Genomic DNA, 24,502 nt, shown 5'->3' on the forward strand with positions numbered 1-24,502 from the left:
CATGACCTGCGCGAGCCCCCGTCCAGGCGAGCGAGCGCAAGTGGTGGGCGCGGGACTGCTCGCGCTGGCGGCGGGTTCGCGAATCGAGGAGCGGCACCTCAGCCTCCCCGCCGAGCCCTCCGCCGCGGGGTGAGCCGCTCAGCGAGAGGGAGCGCGCCGCCGGTACTCCGTTCACCCACGCGCTTCGATCACGGGTACGAGTGTTTCGCCATGGGCGGCGAGCTTACAACTGGCAGGTGCCTTCCACGCACCGCTCGCCCGAGGGGCAATCACAATTCACGGAGCACTCCGCGCCGCTGCCCGGAGAGTCGGAGGGCTGGCAGTAGCCCACCTTGCACACGGAGCCCGTGGCGCACGTGGTGGTGGAGGTACAGGGCACGCGGCAGGAGCCGTCCACGCAGTCCGAACCCGAGGCGCACTGCGAGGCGCTGGTGCAGGAGGGCGCCTCCGCGCGCGGACGGCACAGCCCGGCCGAGCACTGCTGCGTGGCACCGCAGTCCGAGTCCGCCGAGCAGCCCTTCACACACGTGTTGTTGATGCAGTAGTTGCCCGAGGGGCAGTCCGCGTTGCGCACGCACACGGCCGAGCCCGCGTCGATCGGGGTGCCCGTGCCGCCATCCGTGGGCGGACGCGGGCAGCCCGAGCCGCCATCCACCGGGGGCAGCCCGCCATCCGTGGGCTTCGTGCCCGCGTCGGGACGCGACGTCACCTGGCAGTAGTACCCGTCGCAGTAGCCGCCGTTGGGACAGTCCGCGTTGCGCGAACACGACTGGTTGCACACCCCGTTGACGCACGTGTCCCCGCGCGTGCAGTCCCCCGCCGAGCGGCAGGTCTCCGCCTGCGCGTCCAGGTCCTCGCACTGGCCCCGCATACAGTACTGGTTGGAGTGACAGTCCGAGTTGTCGTCACACGCGTATTGCCCGGGACGGTCGTAGCCATCGTGGACGAAGACACATCCAGCGAAGAAGCCCACGATGAGCGCGAGCATCGGGGGCAGCAGCGACACCTTCTGGGAAGGAACGATCGACATGGGGGACTCCATCGGGGGCCGGCTCCGGGCGAATGGGGCGGAAGGCCACCGCTCATCTCGCAATAGGAGCAGAGATTCTACCCGACAGCAGGGCGATTCCGGACGCCCCGCCATCTTCTGAACGCACGCGCTCCCACGTGCCAGCTACCGCCTCCCGAACCCGAACCCGAACGTCCAGGCCGGAACGACCGTGGCGGCCACCCCCGCCCCCCATCCGTACAGCAGCTCGTCGAGTGGAACACCGAGGAACCGGGCTGGGAGCAGGAGGCTCGGCCTCCAGGTGCGCTCGAAGACCCCGGGCACGAGCCGCGCGAAAACCAGACACAGCCCCAGGTAGATGACCGCCGACACCAGCCCCCCGAGCAGCCCCGGCCCCCACAAGTCCGGGCGCACCCACAACAGCGCCACCGCGCACACGCCCATCGCCACCACCGAGGCGTAGAGGATGGGCACCCCCACCCCGCGGAGCAGCCCCGCCAGCCCCAACACGAGCCCCAGGGCCCCCACGGCCCGCGGCAGGGAGCGCACGGCGTCCCCTCGCGGCACCACGGCCCGCCGGAACGCCACGGCATAGGCGGTGGAGGCGAAGGCCCCCAGCCCGGCGACGAACAACACGTCCTCGAGTCCGAAGCCGATCCGATCGGCCAGATCGAACAGGAACCGGGGCGTCCAGTACTCCGGATAGAAGAGCCACTCGGTGGTGGCGAACGGGAGCGCGAAGGGCACCGTCCGCTTCATCAGCCAGCGCAGGTCCGGGCGGACGAACCAGATGAGCGCTCCGGGCAGGAGGAACAGGAGCGACAACACCAGGAACTCGTACGTCATGGCCACGCCAGCCCGAGCAGCGGCCACGCCACCATGGCCAGGGTCGCGGTGATGGCCGCGGCCACCCGGAGCTGGATCCGCCACGAGCCCGGAGGCGCGGGACGCACGCCCACCACCGCGAGCGTCGCGGCCACGGGCACCCCCAAGGCCGCCCCCATCTCCAGCCCCACCGACGCCAGCCCGAGCGGAGCCAGGGCCCAGGTGAGCCCGTTGAGCGCCACGATGACCCAGGCGGCCCGCTCACCGCCCACGCGGACCGGCAGCGTGTGTTTGCCACTGTCCCGATCCGAGGGCTCGTCCGGGAGCGCGGTGGCGATGGAGCACGCGAGATGGGTGGGCCACAGCATCGCCATGAGCGCCCAGGGGAAGTCCGCGAGCGCTCCCCCCTGCGCGAGATACCCATACAGCGGCAGCACCCCGGCCACGCCCAGCATCTGCAACAGCTCGCCGCCGCCCCGGTAGGACAGCCGCAACGGCGGATAGCTGTAGGCCCACAGCAGCGCCACCGCCGCCACCGCCAGGACAACGAGCAGCGGCGCACGGTTCACCACCGCCAGCCCCACCGACACGCCGACCAACGCCACCGCGCAGAAGATCGCCGCCGTCCCCAACGCCCTCGGGGAGAGCCGGCCCTCGACCAGCACCCGCGAGCCCCCCGAGAACACCGTCGCCGTGCGGTTGCGGCGATCCGTCTCCTGGTCCGCCCAGTCATTGGCGTAGACGATGAAGAGCTGATCCAACACGCCGAAGAGCTGCACCCCGACGAGCGTCCCCACCCGCGGCGCGCCACCCGTCGCGTGCACCGCGATGAACTGCCCGAGCAGCAGCGGAAGCGCGATGTACGACTGGGAGGGCAGCCGCGACGCCTGGAGCCAGGCCCAGAGGCGCGCGAGGCCTGGACTCACGAGCCGTCTTCCCGCGCGAGCCCCAACCGCTCGGCGACCTCGGCGCGCAGCTCGGTGAAGGGCAGATCCCAGCGGCGCTCGCCATCCAGTCGCCACGCCTTGACCGGGATGAGCTCCTCCCGGGCGAGCTCCTGGTGCAGCCGTGCCTCGTCCCGGGGCTCGCGGCGGAAGGAGAAGGGATTGCGAAACTCCCGGCCCTCGAGCGGCCCGTACTTGGCATCGTGGTCCGAGATGAGGTCGCGCAGCTCCTGCAACCGCGTCTCCAGGTAGTCGAGGAACGCCGGATCGAAGGGCCCGATGCCCGCGCGCTCTCCGGGCTCGCGCGCCACCCAGCGGGCCCAGTCGTAGCCGAACAGGAAGTCATGGGCATAGCGGAAGCGCAGCTCGGACTTGTTGCCGAAGCCCCGGCACAACGCCACCACCCGCCCGGCGAACGCGTGCATCTCGTCCGGGCCTCCCGCCTTCCACAAACAACAGGCCAGGTAGTCCAGGTCCCAGAAGATGTTGTCCGGAAAGTCCTCGACGAGCACGCCCACCACGTCGGCCAGTCCCTCGGCGAAGGCCCGCCGCCGCGCCGCCCCTCCCTCCATCAACCGCTCCGCCAGCACCACGGGCAGCGGCGCGCGCGCACGGGAGGGATCCAAGGAGGCGCGCGCCCCCAACGCGGGCCCCAGGCGCTCCAGCCGCTCGAGGAGCTTCCGGGCATCAGCGATCACCGCGCACCTCCCCACCGATCCAAGAGCACCAGCACGGACAACACCAGCGTGCCCCACCAGATGGCGCGGTGGAGTTCCAACTTGTAGGCCCCTTGCGCCGCGAACGCATTCGTCACCGCTTCCGGGCTCTTGCGCCACGCTCGCACGCCGAAGAACAGCACCGGGAGCGCCGCCAGGAACCCCAACGGCCCCCGCGTGATCCAGAACACGGCCCCCACGGACAGCAGGCCGTCCGAGGCCCGGCGGACCGCCGCGTTCCCCAGCCACGTGGTGAAGGTGCGCTTGCCTCCGGCACGGTCACTCTCCTCGTCGGACAACCCACTGGCGAGCGCGCTCGCCAGGCAGAGCGCCAGCAGTCCCAGAGCCCAGGGGCGCAGGGTCTCCGGCGCCCACTGTCCACATTGCGCATAGGCATGCAGCACGGGAAGCACCCCGCCCACGCCCACCATCTCCAGCAGCTCCCCGCCCCCCCGGTAGTTGAGCCGCAGCGGCGGCAACGTGTAGGCGGCGAAGATGAACAGGCTCAGGGCCGAAAGCGGCAGGAGCCACGGCCGCGCGAGCACGGCTCCGGCGGCGCCCGCCAGCACCAGGGCCCCCGCCCCCGCGCCCAGCCCCGCCAGCAGCAGGGCCCTCGCGGGGAGGATGCCGTCGGGGATCGTCTTCGGCGAACAGCCGCGCGGGAACATGCGGCGCTTGAGCGCGTCCACCTCGCGGTCTCCCCAGTCGTTGAGCAGCACGATGAAGGTGATGTCCAACGCCGTCCACAGCACCCCCCACGCGAGCGCGCCCACCGACCACCGCCCCGCGCTCGCCGCACCCATCGCCTGTCCGAACAACGCCGGGACGAACACCTTCGGCCAGCTCGCCGGCTTCAGCGCGTACCACCACCGCTGTGCGGCTCCCATCGACTCGACACCCACCACGCAAGGCCTCCCGGCGTACGACCTCCCTCGCCCACTTATAGCGTCGAAACGGACCGTGCTCGTGTGCCACTTCGTCCACACTCGCTGTCCGCCCGTGGACACCTCGCACGAGCGCTTCCCCGAGAGGGCATCGTCCCTATTTTAGCCGGACGGAGGTTGGACATGACGAAGGTCACGGATCAGGCATCGGGTGTCGTCGCGGGCACCCTGGACATCTCCACCGAGAGTGAGCAGGACGTCGCGCAACCCACCGACGCGGGCGCGGTGCTCGCCCGCCGCAAGCTCGCCGCGACCCGGGCGAAGAAGGCCGCCGCCCGCGCCAAGGCGCCCCTGGCGAGCCGCGCCACCCCCGCCGGCAAGCTCCGCCAGAAACGTTGAGGCTCCACGGGCGCGGCGGACGGGAGGCGCGCTCTGTACTCCAGTCCACTCTCGCTCAACTTCCCCGTGCACGTGGCCAGGGCCTCCCTAGATTGCGCCGCCGATGTCACCCCGGCGCGGTGAGGCCGGGGCCACACCACAGAGGAGCGAACCATGACGAGGAAGGCACTGCTGGCCGTGACGCTGGGAACGCTGCTGGCCGGTAGCGTGGGCTGCCACCGCAACACGCGCGAGCGCGCCGAGGACACCGCCGAGGACGCCGCCGACAAGGTCGAGGATACCGCCGAGAAGGCCGGCGACAAGGCCGAGGACGCCGCCGAGAAGGCCGGCGACAAGATCGAGGACGCGACCGACAAGTAGTCGGGCGGGAAGGCGAGCAGCCCGGAAAAGGCGGAGCGCGCAACCCGGTGGTAGAACCGGGCCATGCACTCCGCCTTTTGCGTCCTCGCCCTGCTGCTCGCGGCCGGTGAGACCCCGGACCCCAAGCCCGCGTCCGTCGAGGTCCCCGCGCTCGAAGTGGACGTGAACTTCCTCTGTCCGTCCCGCTCCACCCAGAGCCTCCTGCTCACCCCGAAGGCCCAGGCCCAGGTGAAGGTGCCCGAGTCCTGCCCGGACGCCGGAGCCGACTGGCGCTTCACCGTCCACTGCCCCGAGGACACCTGCTCGGGCGTCATCCGGACCACCCAGGGCGCCATCGCCCTCGTGCAGGGCTCCCGGAAGCAGCTCCAGGTGAAGCCCCTGGCCCAGGAGCACGCCCCCACCCTGGACCTCCTGGCGCTGAGGATCACCGGCCAGTACGCCCTGACCATGCCGTCGGCCGAGGAGCACCACCGGCCCGTGCAACTGCTGGTACAGCACCCCGCCGTCACCGGCGTGTACACGCTCTCTTCCTCCGAACACATTCCCGTGGCGTTCGAGCTGGGCGGCAAGCGCCTCGTGCTCAACTCCGAGGTGCAGTGGACCGAGGACGAGCGCGTGCACCTGCGGCTGCGCGACACGAAAGGCGCGCTCCTGTTCGACCAGACGCTCGCCTTGAAGGAGCAGCGGGAGCTGGACTGCCAGCGGCTGGACGGCTTCTGCCAGGGCTCGCTGAAGCTCTGGGTGCGCGAGTACCAGGCCCTGCCCATCCAGCCGTAGCGCCCTGCGAGGCGAGCGGGCTACTCCCGCCCCTTCTCCTCGGTGAACTCGGCATCCACCTCGGGGCCCGCGCCGCGCTCGATGCGGGGCTGGCGGGGGGCCTGGGGAGGAAAGGGAGGCTCCACCGGGGGCGGCCCGAATGGACCCCCGGGAAAGGGGCCCGTCGAGAACGTCGTCACGCGGATGGAGCCGGACGCCATGCGGCGCTCGACGCCCCGGCGCACCCAGCGGGCCACGACGCGGCGCGTGGGAGGCAGCAGCAGGAGCACGCCCAGGACGTCGGACACCACGCCCGGAATCACCAGCAGCACGCCCCCCGCGAGCACGAGCACGCCCCCGAGCAGCCCTTCCTCGGGCACCCGGCGCTGGGCCACCGACTCCTGCCAGCGGCGCAGCACCCGCAGCCCCTCCCTCCGGGCCAGCGAGGAGCCAATCACGCCCGAGAGCAGCACCAGGGCGAGCATGGGGACGACGCCCACCTCGCGGGCGATGAGCGACAACAGGTACAGCTCCACGAACGGCAGGAGCACGAGCGGTAGGAGGAACCTGGACACCCGCCCAACCTAATGCGCCCGGCCCCCGCGCGCCCGTGAAGACGACCGCGTGGCGCTCACTCTCCGTTGAGCTGGCCACTCATCCAGTTGACCACCAGGTACAGCACGAAGAAGAAGCCCAGCACGGTCAGCACCCACCGGGTGGTCGGCTGGAAGCCCTGGTTCTCCGTCACCGAGGGCATGGGCATGGCCGAGGACAGTCCGAGCATCTCACTCGCGTAGCGGGCCGTGCGCTGGTACTGGTCCGCCACCACCTGCGCGTCGTGGGCGGACAGCTCGCGCCCGAGCTGGGGATCGAAGAGGCGCACCTCGGCCTCCTTCGCCAGCTCCGCCGTCTGGCTCACCACCTCGCGCACCAGGGTGTCCCGGTCCGACAGGGGCACGCGCACCTCGGTGGCCACCCACTGGCCGCCCTCGCGCAATGGGTGCACCTCCACCGAGCCCTGTTCCAGGTGCCAGGCATGCCCTCCGCCTGGCAGGGCCTTCGCCCCCCGGGCAACCAGGAGCGACTCGAGCCGGGCGCCATCGAAAGGAGTCCCGGGGACCATGGATTGAAGGAGCAGGTCGTATCTCACGCGGGTTGGAGTATACGCGCCTGAAGCCATGCCCAAGCCCCCCTTCGGTCCCCGTCCTGATCGCCGCCCCGGTCCCGCTCCCGCCGGGCGCAAACGCCCCTCGCACCGCCCCGAGCAGGTCGCCCCGGATCGCACCACGCCGGACGTGGCGCCGGACGGGCTGCCCCAGGTGTCGCTCGTGCGCCGGGGCGTCGAGCGCTGGCAGGCGGGCCATCCGTGGATCTACCGCGCCGACCTCAACGGCGACCCCGCCCTGGAGGGCGGCGAGGTGGTGCGCGTGGTGGACGGGCGGGGCTGGTTCCTCGGCAAGGCCTTCTATTCCAAGCAGTCGAAGATCTCCCTGCGCTGGCTGTCCTACGAGGACGTGCCGGTGGACACGGACTTCTTCCGCCAGCGCTTGGCCCTCGCGGACGCGATGCGCCAGCGAGCCCTGCCCGGCGAGACCACGTACCGCGTGGTGCACGGCGAGGCGGACCTGTTGCCCGGGCTCGTGGTGGACCGCTACGGCGACTGCGTGAGCGTGCAGTTCCTCATCCCCGGCACCGAGCAGCGCAAGGCGATGTTCGTGGAGCTGCTCACGGAGCTGTACAAGCCCCGCGCCATCGTCAACCGCTCGGACGTGGGCGTGCGCGCCCTGGAGGGGCTGCCCCAGGAGAAGGGCGTGCTCACGGGCTCGCTGCCGGGGCCCGTGGCCTATGACGAGGGGCTCGTGCGCGTGCGCGCGGACCTGCTGGAGGGACAGAAGACGGGCTCGTTCCTGGACCAGCGGGAGAACCACGTCATGGCGTCGCAGTACGCCTTCGGCGAGGCGCTGGACTGCTTCTCCTACGTGGGCGGCTTCGCGCTGCAACTGGCCACCCGGGCCAAGAGCGTCACGGCGGTGGAGATCTCCGACGTGGCGGCGGCCCAACTGCGCGCGAACGCGGCGGCCAACAAGCTGTCCAACGTGGACGTGGTGGTGGCCAACGCCTTCGACTACCTGCGCGACGCGTTGGACGAGGGCAAGCGCTTCGACACCATCGTGTTGGACCCGCCCTCGTTCGCCAAGAACAAGGACGCCATCGCCGGAGCGCTGCGCGGCTACAAGGAGATCAACCTGCGCGCCATCCAGCTGTTGCGGCCGGGCGGCTACCTCATCTCCGCGAGCTGCACGTACCACATCGACGAGCAGGGCTTCGAGGACATGCTGGCCTCGGCGGCGGCGGACGCGAAGCGGCGGGTGCAGATCGTCGAGAAGCGCGGCGCGGGCAAGGATCACCCCGTGTTGTTGAACCTGCGCGAGACGCGCTACCTCAAGTGCTTCGTGCTGCGGGTGCTCTGAGGACTCCATGCGCGGCCAGGACTGGGACGAGGAGGGCGGCGAAGCGGGCGACGAGCGGCCCTCGCCCGGGGGCACCCACGAGGAGGAGCGGGCGCTCAAGGAGCTGCGCACAGTCTACCGGCAAGCGGACGCGGCCTACGCCCCCTTCTCCTGTCCGGCCAGTGGCGAGTGCTGCCAGCTCGCGAAGACCCGCCGTCAGCCCTGGCTGTGGTGGCCCGAGTGGCTGCTGCTCGCGCGCCGCCACCCGCTGCCCCCACCCCGGAAGGACGGAGGCTGTCCCTACCTGGATGCCGAGGGCCGGCGCTGCACCGTGTACGCGGACCGGCCCTTTGGCTGCCGCACCTTCTTCTGCGAGCGCATCCGGGGCCCGGCCCGCCAGCCCGCGGACACGGTGACCACCCTGCTGGTGCGCCTGGAGCGCATCTCCCAGCGCCTGATGCCCACGTTGACGGGCCCTCGGGAGCTGCTCGACTGGCACGCGGAGGCCCTCTCCGGAAACAGGCCCGAGGAAGAGGAGCCATGAGCCGCTGGCTCGTCGCCCCACAGGAGTTCAAGGGCACCCTCACGGCCACCGAGGCCGCCACCGCCCTCGCCGAGGGATTGCGCCAGGGCGCGCCCGGGGTGGAGCTGGACGTGGCGCCGCTCGCGGATGGAGGACCCGGCACCGTGGACGCGCTCCTCACCGGTGTGGGCGGCGAGCGCGTGAGCCGCACCGTCACCGGTCCCCTCGGCCAGCCCGTGCGGGCCACCTATGGCGTGCTGGACGGGGGACGCACCGCCGTCATCGAGATGGCCGCCGCCTCGGGCCTGTCGCTGCTCGCCGCCGGGGAGCGGGATGCGCGGCGCGCCGCCACCACCGGGACGGGCGAGTTGATACGGGACGCGCTGGAGCGGGGCTGCCAGCGGCTCATCCTCGGCCTCGGGGGAAGTGCCACCACCGATGGAGGCAGCGGGGCGCTCACGGCGCTCGGCTGGCGCTTCCTCGACGCGAGCGGCACTCCCCTCCCCCCGGGAGGCGCGGCACTCCAACGGCTCGCCCGCGTGGACGCGAGCGGCGCCCATCCCCGGCTCGCCGAGGTGGAGTTGCTCGTGGCCACGGACGTCACCTCGCCGCTGCTCGGACCGGATGGAGCCGCGCGCCTCTTCGGCCCCCAGAAGGGAGCGGACGCGGCCGCCGTGGAGGAGCTGGAAGCGGCCCTGGCCCACTTCGCCGAGGTCCTCTCGCCCGGCCTCGCCCAGACACCGGGTGGCGGCGCGGCGGGAGGGTTCGGCTATGGCCTGGTGGCGCTGGCTCGGGGGAGGATCGTCTCCGGGTACACGCTGGTGGCCCGGACGCTGCGCCTGGCCGAGCGACTCGCCGCCGCGCGGGCCGTGCTCACCGGGGAGGGCCGCTTCGACCGGCAGACGGCGCTCGGCAAGGGTCCGGGAGCCCTGGCGAAGGAGGCCAAGGCGCTCGGCCGGCGCACGGTGATGTTCGCGGGCCAGGTCACTCCGGACGCGAGCGCGGAGGGCTCTCCGTTCGACGAGGTCATCGAGCTCTCCACGCGGAAGTCCTCCGAGACCTCCGCCGCCGAGTCCCTGCGCCAGGCCGGCGCGCGGTGGGCGGCCCACCACGCCCGGATCCCCTGAGTCTTCAGGGGGTGTAGCGCACCGTCCGGGAAATCCAGGACGTGCCGCCGCGGCCATCGCGCACCACCACCCAGAAGCGGACCTCCTGGGCCTGGGCGTCTCGCGGCGGCTGCCACTCCACGCGGTGCCGCCCCTCGCCACCGCCCGGATCCGCGCCTCCCGTCTCGTCAGGGGAGAGGGTCCCCAGCGTGGTGTGCCACGAGAGCTGCCAGGACTCGACCAGGGGCACCGGCTTCAGCTCGAACGAGCGCACCACATAGGGCTCCTCCAGGGCGGAGAAGTCCGGCGCTTCGAGCCGGAAGGGACCCGGTCCGGACAGCTCGCGCGGCACACTTTCCACCCAGGACTCGTCCTCCAACAGCGGATCCGGCAGCACCGGCTGCACGTTGGGCTTCATCTCCGGGAAGAACGCGCAGTCGTACACCATCAACTTGCTGGCGAAGATGCGCTCGTCTCCGCCGCGCACCTCGAGCACCAGGGGCAGACGCACGCCGCCCAATCCCCTGTACGTGTCCTCCTCGAGCACCCGCTGAATCAGGGGGGTGCCGTCCGGAAGCAGGGCCGCGCCCGGGCCCGGAAACAGGGTCAAGTCCAGCACCCCGCCCCGGGTGACGCCGCGCTTGAGCTCCACGCGGTCCTCCTCGCAGGTGTCATCGTTCTGCGAGGAGCAGGCGGCGAGGACGTATTCCAGCTCGCGGCCGTCACCCGCCGGGTCGGGGATGAGCGCGGTGAGCCGCACCGGACGCGCGAGCGTGGAGGCGAGCACCGCCGGGTCCGTGGAGCAGGTGGGGAAGTAGAGCTCGGGCGGATCCATCTGGATCGCGAGCACGCGCAGATCCCTCACGCGCGAGGGAACGTCCTGCTCCTCGAGACAGGCGGAGCAGAGCAACAGGCCCAGCAGGGCGGACAGGTAGCGCATGACTCAGAAGCTCCCCTTGACGCCGATGACCGGGAGGATCGGGATGCCAGGCACCTCGAACTGCTCCCGGTAGCGGTAGTCGTAGAAGGTCGCCTCCACGTTGGAGGCGTTGTAGACGTTCTGCACATCGATGTAGGCGTTGAGCGTCCAGCGCTGGAAGACCCAATTCTTGTCCAACCGCACGTCGAGCTGTTGGAAGGGTTTGAAGCGCGCGGAGTCCGTCTCCCCATAGGAGCCGTAGTAGCGGTTGCGGTCCACGTCGTAGCGGTCGAACAGGTGCTGCAGCGGCGTGGTGGGCCGGCCGGTGACGTAACGCATGCGCGCGCCCAGCTCGAGCCCCCACCACGGCAGCCGGTAGCTGGCCACCGCCGTGAGGATGTGCGTCTGATCGAAGGTGGTCAGCCGGTAGCCATCGTCTCCCCCCGCGCGCCGCTGCTCGGAGCGGTTGAGGGTGTAGGCCAGCCAGCCGAAGAAGTCGCGCGTCACGGCGTGCCGCAACAACACCTCCATGCCGTACGCGCGCCCGAGCCCCTGGTTGGAATACGGGTAGCGGGTGAGCGAGCCATCCGCGTTCTGCACCGTGTTGCCCGGTGAGACGACCAGGTCATAACGCCGGTTGAAATAACCCGTGACGTCCACGCTGATGATGTCGGTGAGCTGCTGCTCCACGCCCAGGCTCGTCTGGAAGGCCCGCTCGTGCAGCAGGTTGGGATTGCCCAGCGGCGCGGGATCAAGGTTGAAGGCCTCGGGCGCCTGGCTGTACAGACCCACGCTGCCCTTGAGGGCCGTCTTCTCCGTGGGCTGGAAGCGCACCCACAGCCGGGGATCGAACGCGGAGCGGCTCTGTCCGTAGACGCGCGCGGCGGAGGCACGCAGCCCGGGCGTCAGCGTCACCGGGCCCGCCTTGATGTCCAGTTCCGCGTAGAGCGCGCCATCGAAGGAGTTGGCCGTGCGCTTGATGGGCTGCGGCTCCGAGCGCGGCTCGGCGCCGGGAAAGGGGGGGAACTGGATGCCGCCGATGACGGGGATCTGCCCCTCGCCCACCAGGTGCTCGAACAGCACGTCCGCGCCGGCCCGCGCGGTGAGCCACGGCGTCACCTCCAGCGACAGGTCCTCGCGCAGCCCGAGCGACCAGACGTTCGCGTCGAGGAAGATCTCACCGAAGGCGAACCGGCCCAGGTCGTACCCCGCGAAGGGGGTGAGCACGGAAGTGAAGTTGCCCTTGCGGTACGTCCAGTCGCCCTTGAGCCGGTGGAAGAGCGTGCGCGTGTCCACGGTGATGTCGCGGTTGCGGCCACCGCCCGTGGCCACCACCGTCAGCAGGTCATCCGAGCCAAAGGCCATCACATAACCCGAGTGGCGCCCTCCCACCCCGGGCTCGCTCCCACGTTTGGCGCCGAAGTCCATGCGCACCTGGTAGTCCCAGTAGCGCGGCAGCACGAGCAGCGAGCCGCCCTGGGGATCCTTGGGCAGCACGAGCGGCAGGAGCGCGTCCACATAGGAGCGCCGCGCCGCGCCGGAGATGGAGATGCCCTCGGTGATGGGGGACTCCAGGAAGAAGCCCGAGTCCAGCAGGTCCACCTTCACCGAGCCGTGCAACGTGTCGGTGGAGCCCTTGCGCGTGGCCACGTCCACCGCGCCGCCCACCGCCCGGCCGTAGCGCGCGCCGAAGCCGCCCGGATAGAAGTCGATCCGATCGATGAACTCGGAGTTGAGCACCGAGGGCCCACCGCCCAGGTGGAAGAGGATGGGCACCTCGACGCCATCGAAGAAGGTGAGCGTCTGATCGGGCGCCGCGCCGCGCACCAGGAGCTGGCCGAGACCGAACGGGGTACGCGCCACGCCCGGCAGGTTCTGGATGACGCGGATGGGGTCTCCGAAGCTGCCCGGCACCTTCTGCAACTCCTGGCGCTCCAGGGTGCGGCGCACCACTTCCTTCTTCTCGCGCGCGCCGCGCACCACCGTCTCGAAGCCCGGTGCCTTGGGCATCAGGTAGAAGATGACCTCCGTCGTCTCCGAGGGGGCGAGCGTCTCCTTGGTGGTGAAGAGGTGGTACTCGCTGGCCACCACGCGCACGTCACACTCGCCGGGCGTCACCTTGAGGGTGAAGCGGCCCTCGGCGTCCGACATGGCCTCGGGCGCCTCCGGGTCGTCCCCACAGCGCACCGTGGCCCCCTCCACGCGCGTCCGGCTGCCCCGGGCCAGCAATTGCCCCGTGAGGGTCGCCTCGGGAGGAGGCGGTGGCGGCGCGGACTCCTCCACCCTGGGCGGCTGGAGGACGAAGTTGTAGACGTACTGCACCTGGATGGGGGCGGGCACCCCGTCCACCTCGGCCGGGGAGAACTGGAACTGGCGCACCGCCTCGAGCGCCGCCTCGTCGAAGCCCTCGCCCACGGGGCGGGTGACCTGCGCGTCGGACACGGCGCCCTGCGCGTCGATGGTGATGACCATCTCCACCGAGGCCGTCTTGCCGGCCGCGGCGGCCTCGGGCGGGTAGACGGCCTCCACGGAGCGGACGAGCTCGGGAGGCTTCGTGAGCACGGGCGTGTGAACGCCCGCGTCCACCTCCTCGCGGCGAGCCCCATCATAGGCTTGCGCCTGAACGGTGGTGGACAACAGGAGGACGGCGAGCAGCGACCAGGGAGCGAAGCGAGAAGAGGTCACGGGGGGCGCATTTAATGAGGAGACCCCCCCGGTGAACAGCGATTCTATTGAAACACGCCCCCACGTGGCCGCCAGAGCACATAGCCGTGCTCGAGCAGCCAGGCCTGGGTCACGAGGCCCTCGATGCGCTCGGCCAGACCCAGGACGGACTGGCGGAAGGCCTCCGGGGGCTCCAGGGGACCCGCCGTACGCGCTTGCGCCCAGGCCTCCGTCCATTGCGCGAAGAAGGCGTGAATGGGCTCTCCGGGCTTCACCCGGCGGCGGAAATCCCGGGGCAACCAGTCCCGGAAGAGCACGGGGGCGAAGCCGCGGCTGAAGTCGGTGTGGAACAGCAGGGCCTCGCGCGACAGCCCCCCGGGCACGCGCCGCAGCAGGTGCGCGACCAGCACCGCGCCGGACGTGTCCGTGCTGCCCTCGACGAGCAGCCCGCCCTCGAGCAGCGCTCCTCCCAGGGTGTGGTGGATGCCGGGGACGTCCTCGGGGCGGTAGCCGCGCAGCAGGTTCATGGCGCGGATGAGGCGCACCGTCTCACCGGGCCGCAGGGGCAGGGAGAAGCCGCCCTGCCGGAAGTCGGTGAGGGCGTCCGCGTGCTCCTGGGCGGCGGCCACGCGGTGGGGCTCCAGCTCCACGCCCACCACGGGGAGCTCCGGGTGGACGTCCCGGAAGGCGCGGGCGCTGTCGAGCGTGGTCCACGGGTGCTCGCCGAAGCCCACGTCCACGAAGGCGGCGCGGGCCCAGGCGTCCTCCCGGCGGGCGAGCAACGCGCGCTCCTCGTGGAGCAGATAAGCGTCGAGCCCCTGGAGGCGCCCGGGGGCGGTGCGTCCTCGTGTCTTGCGGTCCGGGGAAGTCATGAGCCAGAGCGGGGACTATACTTCGGCCATGCCCGCCACGACCGTCCACGATCCGCGGATGGAGCAGCTGCCCGCCCCCGCCTCGCTCGGGCACCGCGTGGAGTGCCTGCGGTGGGTGCCTCCGGAGCACGCCTTCACCTGGCAGCACGAGGTGGTCCCCGACGCCAACGTGGACCTGCTGCTGGAGCTGACGCCCGAGCGCTGTCGGGCCGTCCTGTATGGCCCGGTGATCCGGCCCCTCCACGTGGCGACGCACGCGGGCCGGGGCTACCTGATGGTGCACTTCCACCCGGGTGCCATGCCCCGGCTCGTGGACGCCAGCCCCGCCGAGCTGGTCAACGAGGCGGTGGAGTTGCGTCACGTGGGTGGGCTGTCTCTCGATGAACTCGGCGAGCGCCTGCTGTCCGCGGGCGCCCTGGGGCCCATGAGTGAGGTACTCACGCCCCTGCTGGAACGGACCGCCTGCCCTTCAGGAGACAGCTTCGACCGGGTGCTTCGCCAACTGCTCTCCCGGCCGGAGACTCCACGCCCGGGCGACCTGGCGAAGGCCCTGCACCTCAGCCCACGCACCCTGCAACGCGCCTTCAAGGAGCGCGTGGGCTTTTCTCCGGGGACCTACACGCGCATCGCGCGGCTCCAGCAGGCGCTCGGCCTGCTGCGAGCGAGTGCGGGCGGCTCGCTCTCGGACGTGGCGTACCGCTGTGGCTACGCGGACCACGCGCACATGACGCGGGAGTTCCGGGAGCTGACGGGCCGCCCCCCGAGCGCGTTCCGCCTCCCGGGCTGAAGCGGCTCACGCGTGTCGCATTCGTTCAAGCGCGAGCGGGGCCTGCATCCGTAGTGTGTACGCCATGACGACACAGCCACTGCGAGTCATCGAGTGCCAGGGAACGCCCCGGCGGATCGGCCAACAATGGGGAGAGGCCTGCCGGGAGAGCCTGCGCGCCTCGGCCGAGACCTTCTTCTTCGCCCTGTCCCAGGGCCCCTCACGTACCTCGAAACAGGACGCGGTGCGGATGGCGCTGCAACTGGAGGCCAATGTGCGCGCCTTCGAGCCGGAGGCGTTGGAGCTCATCCGGGGCCAGGCCGAGGGCGCTGGGCTGCCCTATGAGGAGGCGTTCGCGCTCCAGTGCATGCTGGAGCTGGCCGTGCACTGCTCGCAGATTGGGGGCATGTGCACCTCGGTGGCGCTCACGGGCGAGGCGACCGCGGATGGCCAGGCGCTCCTCGGACAGACGATCGACTGGAGCCCGGACGCCCGGGTGGAGCTGCTGCGCATCCGCCATACGGACGGACGCGAGCAACTGTCGCTGTGCCTGTCCGGCTCGCCCTACTACCACCTCAACAGTGACGGGGTGGGCAACTGCGCCAACCTCACGCTGGTGGCACCCCGGCCCTGCCCTTCCCTGCTGCCGCTGTCCGTGTACATCCCCGGGGCGATGCGCCAGCCGAGCCTCTCGGCGGCGCTGGAGGTGCTCGTCTCGGCGGCAAGGGGCATTGGCTACTACCACCTGGCGGATGCACAGGGGCGCGTGGTGGGCATTGAAAGCACATACGACGACCACGTCCTGCTGCGGCCCGAGCGGGGGGTCATCGTCCACGCCAATCACTATCAGTCCGAGCGCTTCCGGGAGCAGGACTTCACGCACCTGGTGTCGCCGTGCACGTTCGGGCGGAAGGCACGCATCGAGGAGTTGGTGGCCCAGGAGCATGGCCGCCATACGCCGGACTCGGTGATGCGAATGCTCGCGGATCACGGCACGCCCGGGGGCCGGCTGTGCCTGCATGACTCACCGCCCGCGGCCAACGCGATGCCGTTAGAGACGAAGGCCACGGTGGTGATGGCGCCCGCGCGCCGCACGATGTGGGTAGCAGCGGGGCCCGGGTGCCGTGAGCCGTTCACCGAGTTCCGCCTGTGAAGGCAGGCTCCCACCGACCTGGACTCAGCCCGCCACCCGGACTTCATCCGCCGCAGGAGACCACCACCCCGAGCTGTCAGGAGAAGAAAACACCCACGCATCCAAGGCCTCGATGCTCACGGGGTGCCCGCCTTCCGTGCGGCGGAGCGCGTCCGCGAGTGCCGCCATGCACTTCCATTCCCGCTCGCCGAACGTGTGGCTACGAATGACACTGGGGATGGGCTCGTCGTTCTCCACGAGCCCCCACCGAGCCCGTTCCCTCTCCAGGGCAGTCCCCCGCAACAACATGAGGGGAAAAGCCTTGAGCGTCGGCACGCCCCGCTGGAGGCAGAAGTCGATCGTCTCCCGGAAGGATTCCAGCGTCTGCTCGGGCAGGCCGAAGATGATGGAGACCTCGAAGCGAATGTGGCGCTCGTGAAGCTCGCGGAGCCCCTGACGCACCTTCGCCATGTCGTTCACCCGCTCCACCGCACGGGCCTCCCGCTCGTGGATGGTCTGCAACCCGAATTCCAGCCGCACGTCGAGCCCCTGGCAGGCATCCAGGAACTCCTCGTCCAGGGTCGAGAAATGGCACTGCAGCGATAGCCGCCCGCCATAGCCGAGCCTCCGCAGCGTCCTCAGCACCGCCAGGGCGTGAGCCCCCAGGTTGAAGAGGGGATCCAGGACGGCGATGTCGTCCACTCCCGAGCGAACGAACAATTCCATCTCGCGTTCCAGCCGTGCCAGGGGGATGTCCCGGCGCCGCAGGCGACTGCCCGCCTCCCGGTGCTGGCAGAACGAGCACCGGAAGGGGCACCCCCGCTGCGTCTCCCACCGGATGAACCGTTGCCCGGCGGAAAGCTCGATGACGCCTTCGAGGAAGGGAGAGGACAGCGACTCCAGTTGCGCCCGCGCCTGAACGCCGGAATCGACCTGCCCTGCCCAGTGGACCCCCATGAAACGGATGCGCTCGAACGTTGCCGCGAGTGCCACCAACGCCTCCTCGCCATACCCACGGATGAAGGCATCTGCCTCGGGGTAGAGTTGCTCGAGCCCCGACCCCGCGTAGGAAATCTGCGGTCCCCCCAGGATGATGCGCCCCTGGAAGCCCTTATGTCGGAGTGCCGACAACAGCCGCTTCACCACCGGGTCGTTCCAGACATAGACGCCAAATCCCACATCCACCTGCTCGGGTGCGGCATCTTGAGCACTCTCGAGGATGTCTCTCAGGATGCGATCCTCGTCGAAGCCCGCGCGATTGATGGCGAAGGAGAACGCCCGCGTATCCACCCCCGCGCCTCGCAGCGCCGCGACGAGGGAAGCATGCCCCAGCGGTAAGCGCGGATCCTTGTCCCGCGTCCAATCGATGGAGACCAGGATGACACGCCGGGGAGAGGAGATGGAGGGCTCGACCTTGGATGGATGCGCGGACATGAACCCCCCGGAAGACGCCTGACCGGAATGGTCCCGAGCGGCACGACCTGCTCCCAGCCCCTTCCAACGGGATGGGAACGAAATCATTCAACCCCATCTTTTTCCGCCATTGCCCCTGTCGGTGGGCGACCGTCTACGCCGGACCTACGGAGGAAGCCGTTGGAGTTGCTCGATAAGGACCGGAGAGGGCGGCTCCTCATCCGCGACAGGCTGCTGGTCCTGCACGATGGACATCGGCACGGGCGGTGTGTCGTGCGGCGAAACGTTCTTGACCACACTGTGGGAGAGAGAGAACGGAAGTACGATGTTCGCCCAGTCGTTGTGGTCGGAGAGCACCTCGAAGACGTTGTCTCGATTGAGGTCGAAGGTGGGCGTATTGATGAAGCCGTTGTTGTCGTAGTCAATAGACGTGGCTCCTGGGCGACACATCCCAGCCGATTCACTCACGGCATTCTCGTCGATGCTACTGCCGGCACCATCCGAGTAATCCATGACAAAACTATTACTCAGCGGTGAGTCCACCAGATCATCTGCCGAACCGTACCCCTTGAGCCGCCATTGCAAGTAATAACGGTCGCCCGCGGAGCTTCCAGCAATCTGGCCCAATCCACTGAGCTGATACATGTAATTCATGACGCTCAGGTAGTTGGGCTTGTAGTTGGCATCCACGTTTCCGCCATGTCTCAGGCCGAGATTGTGACCGAGTTCATGCATCAGGGTGGATGCCTGGTAGTTGATGAGCACGTTGCGCTGTGCCGCCGTGTCCGTGCTCAATTTGAAAGCGCCGAGTGTCACCAGGAGATCGTTACCAAGGCGCTCGGCGATGCCACTGATGCCCGCACTGCCGTTCAAACTCTGGGTGCTCCCGAAAACGCAGTAATGGAAGGCCGAACGGCGGGCGACGTCCATGTTCGCCGACTTGAGTTCGTAAACGCTGGCCGCCTCGCCCCCGGCACGGGTCATGTTGATGTTGGCGGAGAAAGGCACTTCCGGGCTGCCTTGGCCGAGGTTGTATTTCGCCGGGTCGAAACTCGCGCTAAAACGCGTGCCCACATCGAGATGGACCTGAATGCCGCGCCCGGCGAAGACCGCGACGAGCTTATCCAGGGCTTCCTTCTGAGGAAGGATGCCCGGATTGGTGGACTGCATGTGGTCCACCTCGATGAAGAGGTCCCGCTGCGCAGTGCGCGCACCCATGGCGTACAGGTCCAGACCCGCGAAGCGACCGCCCTCCACCTCGGCGGAGTCGGGAATCCCGTCCACGTCCTCGTCCACGGCATCCGCGGGCACGTCATTGGGTCCCGCCGGGGTCGAGAACGGCCGCGAGGACCAGTCGCTCGCGCTGTTGGTGTCGTTGGCACCCGGCATGCGCGCGAAAGAAAACGACGAGGAGCCATCCGTCGGCAGTGCGGCCACATTCGTGTTACCCGTCCACGCGCCCTCCGTCAGGGGAACCTGGATACTGGTGCCGAAGCGGATGAAGTCGACCGTCTCACCAAGGTCGCTCCGGACCAGCTCGATGAAGGTGCTACCCGCCCAGAGGGGGACCGTGGCCGGCTCCGCCTTCAGCCAGATCATCTGATTCGAGTCGAAGTTCTCCCAGGCGGAGAGCTTGCCTGCGACGATGATGTACGCGCCCGGAGCGAGGGAGCGCGAGGGCAGCGGAAACAGCATGATGTCCTTGAACACCCAGGTACTCGAACTCGTGTCGAACCCCCGGGCGCGCAGCGCATAGTCCGCGAGTTGGATGGACTCGTCAGTGTCGTTGCGCAGTTCGAGCCATCCAGGCCGATTACTGACAGTAGCCGAACTCACCTCCGTGATGGACAGGGGCACCGGCATCACCTGCACGCTCTTCGACTCGGACCTCGTGGGATTGGCGACAGAAGTGGCCTGCACCGTGGCGGTCAGGGCTGTGGCGGTCCTCGGCGCGGTGTAGCGCGCGAAGCTCATGTTGGGACGCGAGGCATCGGCGGGGAGCGCCTCCAACACGCCACCGTCCGACACCAGTTTCCACTCGACCTTGGAGTCGAACGGCGCGGTCCCCGAGACTGTGGCCGAGAACACCACGGCATTGCCGGCGTAGAGCTGAGGTCGGGCGACCGAGACTTCAACCGCGGTGATGGTGGGAGCCTTGAGAACAAGCGTGATGGAGCTGGCCTTGCTGCCATCAGACATGGACGTAGCCGTGACCGTCACCTGAGTGTCCACCATGATGGTAGCGGGCGCCGTGTAGAGGACGCGAGCACCCGTGGTGGCCGAGAGAGAGCCTTCCCCCTGCACGCTCCAGCTCACCTCGGGGCTGAAGGGTCCGGTGCCCGTCACCAAGGCATCGAGTGCCACGCTCTCTTTCTCGGACAACTCAGTTTCCGCCGCCGTCACCTGCACAGCGGTAATACGAGGCGCCTTGAGCGTGAGGGTCGTGGAAGCTGAACGAGCGGGTGTCTGCACGGAAGTAGCGGTGACAGAGACTGGAGTGTCCGCACCCACTACGTCGGGCGCCATGTAGATGACCTGAGGGCCGGTGGTGGCCGAGAGCGTACCGCCCCCCTGTACGCTCCATTTCACTTCGGAGCTGAAGGGACCCGTGCCAGTCACCGAAGCATCGAGCGCCACCGTCTCCTTCGCGAACAACTCGGCGCCAGACGGGTTCACCGTGACCACCGTCACCTCGGGCGCCTCGATGTTGAGGGAGACAGAACCCGCCTTGCTTCCGTCAACCGTGGACGTAGCGGTAACTGTCACCTGCGTATCCACCGTGACATTGGCGGGCGCCGTGTAGACGACGCGAGCGCCCGTGGTGGCCGAGAGAGAGCCTTCCCCCTGCACGCTCCAACTCACCTCGGGGCTGAAGGGTCCGGTGCCCGTCACCAAGGCATCGAGTGCCGCGCTCTCGTTGGCGAACAACTCGCTGTCCGCCGTCGTCACCTGCACGGAGATGATGTGGGGCGCCTTGAGCGTAAGGGTCTTGGAAGCGGAGCGAGCGGGCGCCTGCACGGAGGTGGCGGTGACGGTGACTGGAGTGTCCGTGCCCACCACGTCCGGCGCCGTGTAGATGACCTGAGAGCCAGTAGTGGCCGAGAGCGAGCCGCCCCCTTGCACGCTCCATTTCACTTCGGAGCTGAAGGAACCCGTGCCAATCACCGAAGCGTCGAGCGCCACGCTCTCCCTGGCAAACAACTCGCTGTCCGCTGCCGTCACCTGCACGGCTGTGATCCCAGGCCCCATGAGGATAAGGGTCGTGGAGGCGAAGCGAGAGGGCGTCTGCACTGAGGTCGCGATGACAGTGACCTGCGTCTCCGCGCTCACCACGTCAGGCGCAGTATAGGTCACTTGCTCACCGGTGTTCGCGGAGAGCGAGCCACCGCCCTGCACGCTCCAGCTGATCTCGGGGTCGAAGGGCCCAACGCCATAGACCGAGGCTTTGAGCTTCGTCGTTCCTCCGGGAAGGAGTTGACTGACTTCGCTGGTGACTTGAACCTCGGTCACCTTCGGATCGAGCACGTCGCAGCCACTCAACACGAGTACGACGAAAAAGGCCGCTCCCAACAGCTTCACCATGAATGCGCTCCCTGAAGCCAGCACCGTGAAGTCACGGCTTCGCCGTGTTCAAGAACGGATGTCTGGCGAAGCGGACATTAGAGGAAGCCAAGCGGTGCAAGCAACGAGGGGTCCTGCACTGGGAGGGAGCTGCCCCATGTTCGGTGCAACTTGGAAGCGGTGCACGGCACGCCGGGCACCGCGTCCAACTCCCCTCCTCGATGAGCCGCTTCACCTCACGGTGGAAGCTACCGCAAGCACCCGTTCAATGGATGTTCCAGAGGACGGCCGGCGAGGGCGGCTCCTCATCCACGACAGGCTGATGGTCTTGCACGACGGAAATCGGCTCGAACGTTGCGTCGTGCGGCGCGATGTTCCTGACCACGCTGTGGGAAAGAGAGAACGGGAGCACGATGCTCGCCCAGTCGTTGTGATCGTAGAGCACCTCGAAGACACTGTCTCGATTGACATCAAAGGTGGCCGTACTGATGAAGCCGCTGTTGTCATAGTCGATGGACGTGGCCCCCGCGCGGCACATTCCGGCCGATTCGTTCAAGGCGGTCTCGTTGATGACGCCACCAGAGCCATCCGAGAAATCCAAGACGAACGTGCTGCTCAGCGGAGAGTCGACCAGGTCATCAAGCCCATCGTATCCCTTTAGCCTATTGCGGAGGTAATACCGGTCGCCCGCCCCACTTCCAGAGATCGGGCCCAAGCCCTCGAGCTCGTACAGTGGGTTCATGACGCTCAGGTAGTTGGGCTTGTAGTTGGTATCCACGTTGCCGCCATGACGAAGGCCGAGGTTATGGCCGAGCTCATGCATGAAGACGGCGGCTTGGTAGTTGATGATCTGGTTGCGCTGCGCCGCCGAGTCCGTGACCAACTTGAACGCGCTCAGCGACACCAGGAAATCGTTACCGAGGCGCTCGGCGTTGCCACTGTTGCCCGCGGCGGTGCCACTTACAGTCTGGGTGCTGCCGAAAACGCAGTAGTGAAAGGCCGCACGGCGGGCGAAGTCCATGTGCGCTGACTTGAGTTCGTAGACGCTGGCCGCCTCACCCCCAGCTCGCGTCATGTTGATGCTGGAGGCAAAGGGCACTTCCGGGCTGCCTTGACCCAGGTTGTACTTCGCCGGGTTGAAGCTCGCGCTGAAACGCGTGCCCACATCGATATGAACCTGGATGCCGCGCCTGGCGAAGACCGCGACGACCTTATCCAGGGCTTCCTTCTGAGGAAGGATGATGGAGTTGGTGGACTGCATGTGGTCCACCTCGATGAAGAGGTCGCGCTGCGCAGTGCGCGCACCCATGGCGTACAGGTCCAGACCCGCGAAACGGCCGCCCGCCACCTCGGCGGAGTCGGGAATCCCGTCCGAGTCATCATCCACGGCACCCGCGGGCACATCGTTGGGGCCCGCCGGCGTCGAGAACGTCCGCGAGGACCAGTCGCTCGCGCCGTTGGTGTCGTTGGCACCCGTCACGCGCACGAAAGAAACCGACGAGGAGCCATCCGCCGGCAGAGTGGGCACATTCGAAGTGCCCGTCCACGCGCCCTCCGACAGGGGCGCCTGAGTGCTGTTGCCGAAGCGGACGAAGTCGACCGTCTCGCCGATGTCGCTCCGGACCAACTCGATGAAGGTAGCCCCCGACCAGAGCGGAACCAGGGCCGGCTCCTCCCTCAGCCAGATCATCTGACTCGACTCGAAGTTCTCCGAGGGGTAGGCCTTGCCCGAGACGACGATGTACGCGCCCGGAGCCAGGAGGCGCGAGGGCAGCGGAAACAGCATGACATCCTTGGCTCCCCAGGGGTTCGTACTCGTGTCGAACCCCCGGGCACGGATCGCATAGTCCGCGAGTTGGATGGGCGCGCTGGTGAGGTTGCGCAGCTCGATCCATCCGGGCCGGTTGCTGCCAGTGCCCGAACTCACCTCCGTGATGGACAGGGGGAGCGGCAGCACCTGCACGCTCTTCGAATTGGACCTGGTGGGATCGTAGACCGAGGTGGCCTGCACCGTGGCGGTCAGGGTACTGGCGGTACGCGGCGCGGTGTAGCGCGCGAAACGCATGTTGGGACGCGCGGCGTCGTTGGGGAGCGACTCCAGCACGCCACCTCCCGACACCAGCTTCCATTCGACCTTGGAGCCGTAAGGCGCCGCCCCCACAAGCGTGGCCGAGAACACCACGGCATTGCCCGCGTAGAGCTGGGGGCGGGCGGCCAAGAGCTCAACCGCGGAGACAAACGGAGCCCTGAGCACGAGGGTCACGGAGCCGACCTTGGAACCATCGGCCACGGACGTCGCGGTGACCGTCACCTGCGTGTCCGCCCCGATGGCATCGGGCGTCGTGTAGATGATCTGCGAGCCGGTGGTGGCCGAGAGCGAGCCGGCCCCCTCCACGCTCCAGGTCACCTCGGAGCTGAAGGAGCCGGCGCCCGTCACCGTGGCGTCGATTGCCACGCTCTCCTTCTCGACCAGCTCCGTGCGCGCCGCCGTCACATGCACGGCGGTGATGAGCGGAGCCTTGAGCGTGAGGGTCGTCGAAGCGGAGCGAGATGGCTCCTGCACGGAGGTCGCGGTCACGGTGACGCGAGTGTCCGTGCTCACCACGTCGGGCGCCGTGTAGACAACCTGCGCGCCGGTGGTGGCCGAGAGCGAGCCCTCCCCCTCCACGCTCCAGGTCACCTCGGAGCTGAAGGAACTGGTGCCCGTCACCGAGGCCTCGAGTGCCACGGTGTCCTTGGCGAACAACTCGCTGCGCGCCGCCGTCACCTGCACGCCGGTGACGCTGGGAGCCGCCAGGAGGGTCAGCGTCACGGAGGCCGAGCGATCAGGCATCTGCTTGGAGGTCGCGGTGACCGTGATCTGCGTGTCCTCGCTCACCGCGTCGGGCGCGGTATAGGTGACTGTCTCACCGGTGGTGGCCGAGAGCGAGCCGACCCCCTCCACGCTCACGCGCCAGGTCACATCGGGATCGAAGGGACCCTCGCCAATGACCGAGGCCGTGAGGGTCGTCGCCTCATTGGGAAGGAGTTGACTGGCTTCGCTGGTGACTTGAACCTCGGTCACCTTCGAACAACCGCTCAACACGAGTGCGACGAACAAAACCGCCCCTAGCGACTTCACCATGAATTCTCCCTCTGCGGCCACACCGCCCCCTGGAGGCACGGCCTCGCCGTATCCAAAACGGGGTGTCTGACGAGGAAGA

The 24,502-nt window shown here is 68.8% G+C and carries 22 protein-coding genes; 9 read left to right on the forward strand and 13 right to left on the reverse strand.

Going from position 1 to position 24,502, the window contains the following annotated elements; all coding sequences use genetic code 11:
• The first annotated feature begins 1 nt into the window (after position 1).
• Entirely contained in the window at positions 2 to 133 is a 132-nt protein-coding gene (locus F0U63_RS38070) for a hypothetical protein (RefSeq protein ID WP_395837973.1), read from the forward strand.
• Positions 134 to 223: 90 nt separating this feature from the next.
• Here F0U63_RS38070 and F0U63_RS38075 read toward each other — a convergent pair whose 3' ends face one another.
• From F0U63_RS38075 to F0U63_RS38095, 5 genes are all read right to left on the reverse strand, one after another.
• Positions 224 to 1,030: a hypothetical protein gene (locus F0U63_RS38075; RefSeq protein ID WP_395837975.1), complete on the reverse strand. Its 807-nt coding sequence runs from the start codon at positions 1,028 to 1,030 to the stop codon at positions 224 to 226.
• Positions 1,031 to 1,174: 144 nt separating this feature from the next.
• On the reverse strand, positions 1,175 to 1,855 hold the full coding sequence (locus F0U63_RS38080) for a lycopene cyclase domain-containing protein (RefSeq protein WP_395837977.1): 681 nt from the start codon (positions 1,853 to 1,855) through the stop codon (positions 1,175 to 1,177).
• The gene (locus F0U63_RS38085; RefSeq protein WP_395837979.1) at positions 1,852 to 2,760 is read right to left on the reverse strand and encodes a prenyltransferase; all 909 of its coding nucleotides are present in this window, start codon (positions 2,758 to 2,760) and stop codon (positions 1,852 to 1,854) included. The genes F0U63_RS38080 and F0U63_RS38085 overlap by 4 nt, the downstream gene beginning before the upstream one ends.
• Entirely contained in the window at positions 2,757 to 3,476 is a 720-nt protein-coding gene (locus F0U63_RS38090) for a ferrochelatase (protein WP_395837982.1), read from the reverse strand. The genes F0U63_RS38085 and F0U63_RS38090 overlap by 4 nt, the downstream gene beginning before the upstream one ends.
• Positions 3,473 to 4,381 (reverse strand): prenyltransferase, encoded by a 909-nt coding sequence (locus F0U63_RS38095; RefSeq protein WP_395837984.1) that lies wholly within the window; start codon positions 4,379 to 4,381, stop codon positions 3,473 to 3,475. Before F0U63_RS38095 ends, F0U63_RS38090 begins: the two co-directional genes overlap by 4 nt.
• Positions 4,382 to 4,561: 180 nt before the next feature.
• Here F0U63_RS38095 and F0U63_RS38100 point away from each other — a divergent pair, with 180 nt between their 5' ends.
• The 3 genes from F0U63_RS38100 to F0U63_RS38110 all read left to right on the forward strand — a co-directional run bounded on the left by F0U63_RS38100 (position 4,562) and on the right by F0U63_RS38110 (position 5,914).
• Entirely contained in the window at positions 4,562 to 4,777 is a 216-nt protein-coding gene (locus F0U63_RS38100; RefSeq protein WP_395837987.1) for a hypothetical protein, read from the forward strand.
• Between the two features lie 153 nt (positions 4,778 to 4,930).
• Positions 4,931 to 5,137: a YtxH domain-containing protein gene (locus F0U63_RS38105; RefSeq protein ID WP_395837990.1), complete on the forward strand. Its 207-nt coding sequence runs from the start codon at positions 4,931 to 4,933 to the stop codon at positions 5,135 to 5,137.
• Between the two features lie 63 nt (positions 5,138 to 5,200).
• A complete protein-coding gene (locus F0U63_RS38110; RefSeq protein ID WP_395837993.1) occupies positions 5,201 to 5,914 on the forward strand; it encodes a hypothetical protein in 714 nt (237 codons plus the stop codon).
• Positions 5,915 to 5,934: 20 nt separating this feature from the next.
• Here the strand turns inward: F0U63_RS38110 and F0U63_RS38115 are convergent, their stop codons facing one another.
• On the reverse strand, positions 5,935 to 6,468 hold the full coding sequence (locus F0U63_RS38115; RefSeq protein ID WP_395837995.1) for an FxsA family protein: 534 nt from the start codon (positions 6,466 to 6,468) through the stop codon (positions 5,935 to 5,937).
• A 56-nt stretch (positions 6,469 to 6,524) separates the two neighbouring features.
• Positions 6,525 to 7,043 (reverse strand): hypothetical protein, encoded by a 519-nt coding sequence (locus F0U63_RS38120; RefSeq protein WP_395837998.1) that lies wholly within the window; start codon positions 7,041 to 7,043, stop codon positions 6,525 to 6,527.
• Positions 7,044 to 7,071: 28 nt separating this feature from the next.
• Between F0U63_RS38120 and F0U63_RS38125 the strand changes: the two genes are divergently transcribed.
• Genes F0U63_RS38125 through F0U63_RS38135 form a run of 3 tightly spaced genes read left to right on the forward strand, consistent with a single transcriptional unit; the run spans position 7,072 to position 9,993 of the window.
• Positions 7,072 to 8,364: a class I SAM-dependent rRNA methyltransferase gene (locus F0U63_RS38125; RefSeq protein WP_395838000.1), complete on the forward strand. Its 1,293-nt coding sequence runs from the start codon at positions 7,072 to 7,074 to the stop codon at positions 8,362 to 8,364.
• Positions 8,365 to 8,371: 7 nt separating this feature from the next.
• A complete protein-coding gene (locus F0U63_RS38130) occupies positions 8,372 to 8,887 on the forward strand; it encodes a YkgJ family cysteine cluster protein (protein WP_395838002.1) in 516 nt (171 codons plus the stop codon).
• Positions 8,884 to 9,993, forward strand: coding sequence for a glycerate kinase (locus F0U63_RS38135; RefSeq protein WP_395838005.1), 1,110 nt, complete (start codon positions 8,884 to 8,886; stop codon positions 9,991 to 9,993). Before F0U63_RS38130 ends, F0U63_RS38135 begins: the two co-directional genes overlap by 4 nt.
• Positions 9,994 to 9,997: 4 nt before the next feature.
• On the opposite strand, the gene F0U63_RS38140 is transcribed toward F0U63_RS38135, so the two are convergent.
• The 3 genes from F0U63_RS38140 to F0U63_RS38150 are packed head-to-tail and all read right to left on the reverse strand — an operon-like array spanning position 9,998 to position 14,427.
• On the reverse strand, positions 9,998 to 10,912 hold the full coding sequence (locus F0U63_RS38140) for a hypothetical protein (RefSeq protein WP_395838008.1): 915 nt from the start codon (positions 10,910 to 10,912) through the stop codon (positions 9,998 to 10,000).
• A 3-nt stretch (positions 10,913 to 10,915) separates the two neighbouring features.
• Positions 10,916 to 13,576 (reverse strand): TonB family protein, encoded by a 2,661-nt coding sequence (locus F0U63_RS38145; RefSeq protein WP_395838010.1) that lies wholly within the window; start codon positions 13,574 to 13,576, stop codon positions 10,916 to 10,918.
• A gap of 44 nt (positions 13,577 to 13,620) precedes the next feature.
• A complete protein-coding gene (locus tag F0U63_RS38150) occupies positions 13,621 to 14,427 on the reverse strand; it encodes a methylase (RefSeq protein ID WP_395838012.1) in 807 nt (268 codons plus the stop codon).
• 28 nt (positions 14,428 to 14,455) lie between these two features.
• Between F0U63_RS38150 and F0U63_RS38155 the strand changes: the two genes are divergently transcribed.
• On the forward strand, positions 14,456 to 15,214 hold the full coding sequence (locus tag F0U63_RS38155) for a helix-turn-helix domain-containing protein (RefSeq protein WP_395838014.1): 759 nt from the start codon (positions 14,456 to 14,458) through the stop codon (positions 15,212 to 15,214).
• Between the two features lie 64 nt (positions 15,215 to 15,278).
• Positions 15,279 to 16,346, forward strand: coding sequence for a C45 family autoproteolytic acyltransferase/hydolase (locus F0U63_RS38160; RefSeq protein ID WP_395838016.1), 1,068 nt, complete (start codon positions 15,279 to 15,281; stop codon positions 16,344 to 16,346).
• Between the two features lie 24 nt (positions 16,347 to 16,370).
• Here the strand turns inward: F0U63_RS38160 and F0U63_RS38165 are convergent, their stop codons facing one another.
• From F0U63_RS38165 to F0U63_RS38175, 3 genes are all read right to left on the reverse strand, one after another.
• Positions 16,371 to 17,759, reverse strand: coding sequence for a B12-binding domain-containing radical SAM protein (locus F0U63_RS38165; RefSeq protein WP_395838018.1), 1,389 nt, complete (start codon positions 17,757 to 17,759; stop codon positions 16,371 to 16,373).
• A gap of 144 nt (positions 17,760 to 17,903) precedes the next feature.
• On the reverse strand, positions 17,904 to 21,320 hold the full coding sequence (locus F0U63_RS38170) for a hypothetical protein (protein WP_395838020.1): 3,417 nt from the start codon (positions 21,318 to 21,320) through the stop codon (positions 17,904 to 17,906).
• 244 nt (positions 21,321 to 21,564) lie between these two features.
• The gene (locus tag F0U63_RS38175) at positions 21,565 to 24,423 is read right to left on the reverse strand and encodes a hypothetical protein (RefSeq protein WP_395838022.1); all 2,859 of its coding nucleotides are present in this window, start codon (positions 24,421 to 24,423) and stop codon (positions 21,565 to 21,567) included.
• Positions 24,424 to 24,502 lie beyond the last annotated feature (79 nt).

This window comes from Cystobacter fuscus (genome assembly GCF_044360685.1).
Classification (GTDB): domain Bacteria; phylum Myxococcota; class Myxococcia; order Myxococcales; family Myxococcaceae; genus Cystobacter; species Cystobacter fuscus_C.

Bases quoted from the DNA above. Each gene is read 5' to 3' on its own strand.
- F0U63_RS38160 (WP_395838016.1), top strand. From the start codon at position 15,279: ATGACGACACAGCCACTGCGAGTCATCGAGTGCCAGGGAACGCCCCGG.
- F0U63_RS38165 (WP_395838018.1), bottom strand. From the start codon at position 17,759: ATGTCCGCGCATCCATCCAAGGTCGAGCCCTCCATCTCCTCTCCCCGG.
- F0U63_RS38170 (WP_395838020.1), bottom strand. From the start codon at position 21,320: ATGGTGAAGCTGTTGGGAGCGGCCTTTTTCGTCGTACTCGTGTTGAGT.
- F0U63_RS38105 (WP_395837990.1), top strand. From the start codon at position 4,931: ATGACGAGGAAGGCACTGCTGGCCGTGACGCTGGGAACGCTGCTGGCC.
- F0U63_RS38175 (WP_395838022.1), bottom strand. From the start codon at position 24,423: ATGGTGAAGTCGCTAGGGGCGGTTTTGTTCGTCGCACTCGTGTTGAGC.
- F0U63_RS38135 (WP_395838005.1), top strand. From the start codon at position 8,884: ATGAGCCGCTGGCTCGTCGCCCCACAGGAGTTCAAGGGCACCCTCACG.
- F0U63_RS38140 (WP_395838008.1), bottom strand. From the start codon at position 10,912: ATGCGCTACCTGTCCGCCCTGCTGGGCCTGTTGCTCTGCTCCGCCTGT.
- F0U63_RS38095 (WP_395837984.1), bottom strand. From the start codon at position 4,381: ATGGGAGCCGCACAGCGGTGGTGGTACGCGCTGAAGCCGGCGAGCTGG.
- F0U63_RS38110 (WP_395837993.1), top strand. From the start codon at position 5,201: ATGCACTCCGCCTTTTGCGTCCTCGCCCTGCTGCTCGCGGCCGGTGAG.
- F0U63_RS38070 (WP_395837973.1), top strand. From the start codon at position 2: ATGACCTGCGCGAGCCCCCGTCCAGGCGAGCGAGCGCAAGTGGTGGGC.
- F0U63_RS38130 (WP_395838002.1), top strand. From the start codon at position 8,372: ATGCGCGGCCAGGACTGGGACGAGGAGGGCGGCGAAGCGGGCGACGAG.
- F0U63_RS38080 (WP_395837977.1), bottom strand. From the start codon at position 1,855: ATGACGTACGAGTTCCTGGTGTTGTCGCTCCTGTTCCTCCTGCCCGGA.
- F0U63_RS38100 (WP_395837987.1), top strand. From the start codon at position 4,562: ATGACGAAGGTCACGGATCAGGCATCGGGTGTCGTCGCGGGCACCCTG.
- F0U63_RS38075 (WP_395837975.1), bottom strand. From the start codon at position 1,030: ATGTCGATCGTTCCTTCCCAGAAGGTGTCGCTGCTGCCCCCGATGCTC.
- F0U63_RS38150 (WP_395838012.1), bottom strand. From the start codon at position 14,427: ATGACTTCCCCGGACCGCAAGACACGAGGACGCACCGCCCCCGGGCGC.
- F0U63_RS38125 (WP_395838000.1), top strand. From the start codon at position 7,072: ATGCCCAAGCCCCCCTTCGGTCCCCGTCCTGATCGCCGCCCCGGTCCC.
- F0U63_RS38155 (WP_395838014.1), top strand. From the start codon at position 14,456: ATGCCCGCCACGACCGTCCACGATCCGCGGATGGAGCAGCTGCCCGCC.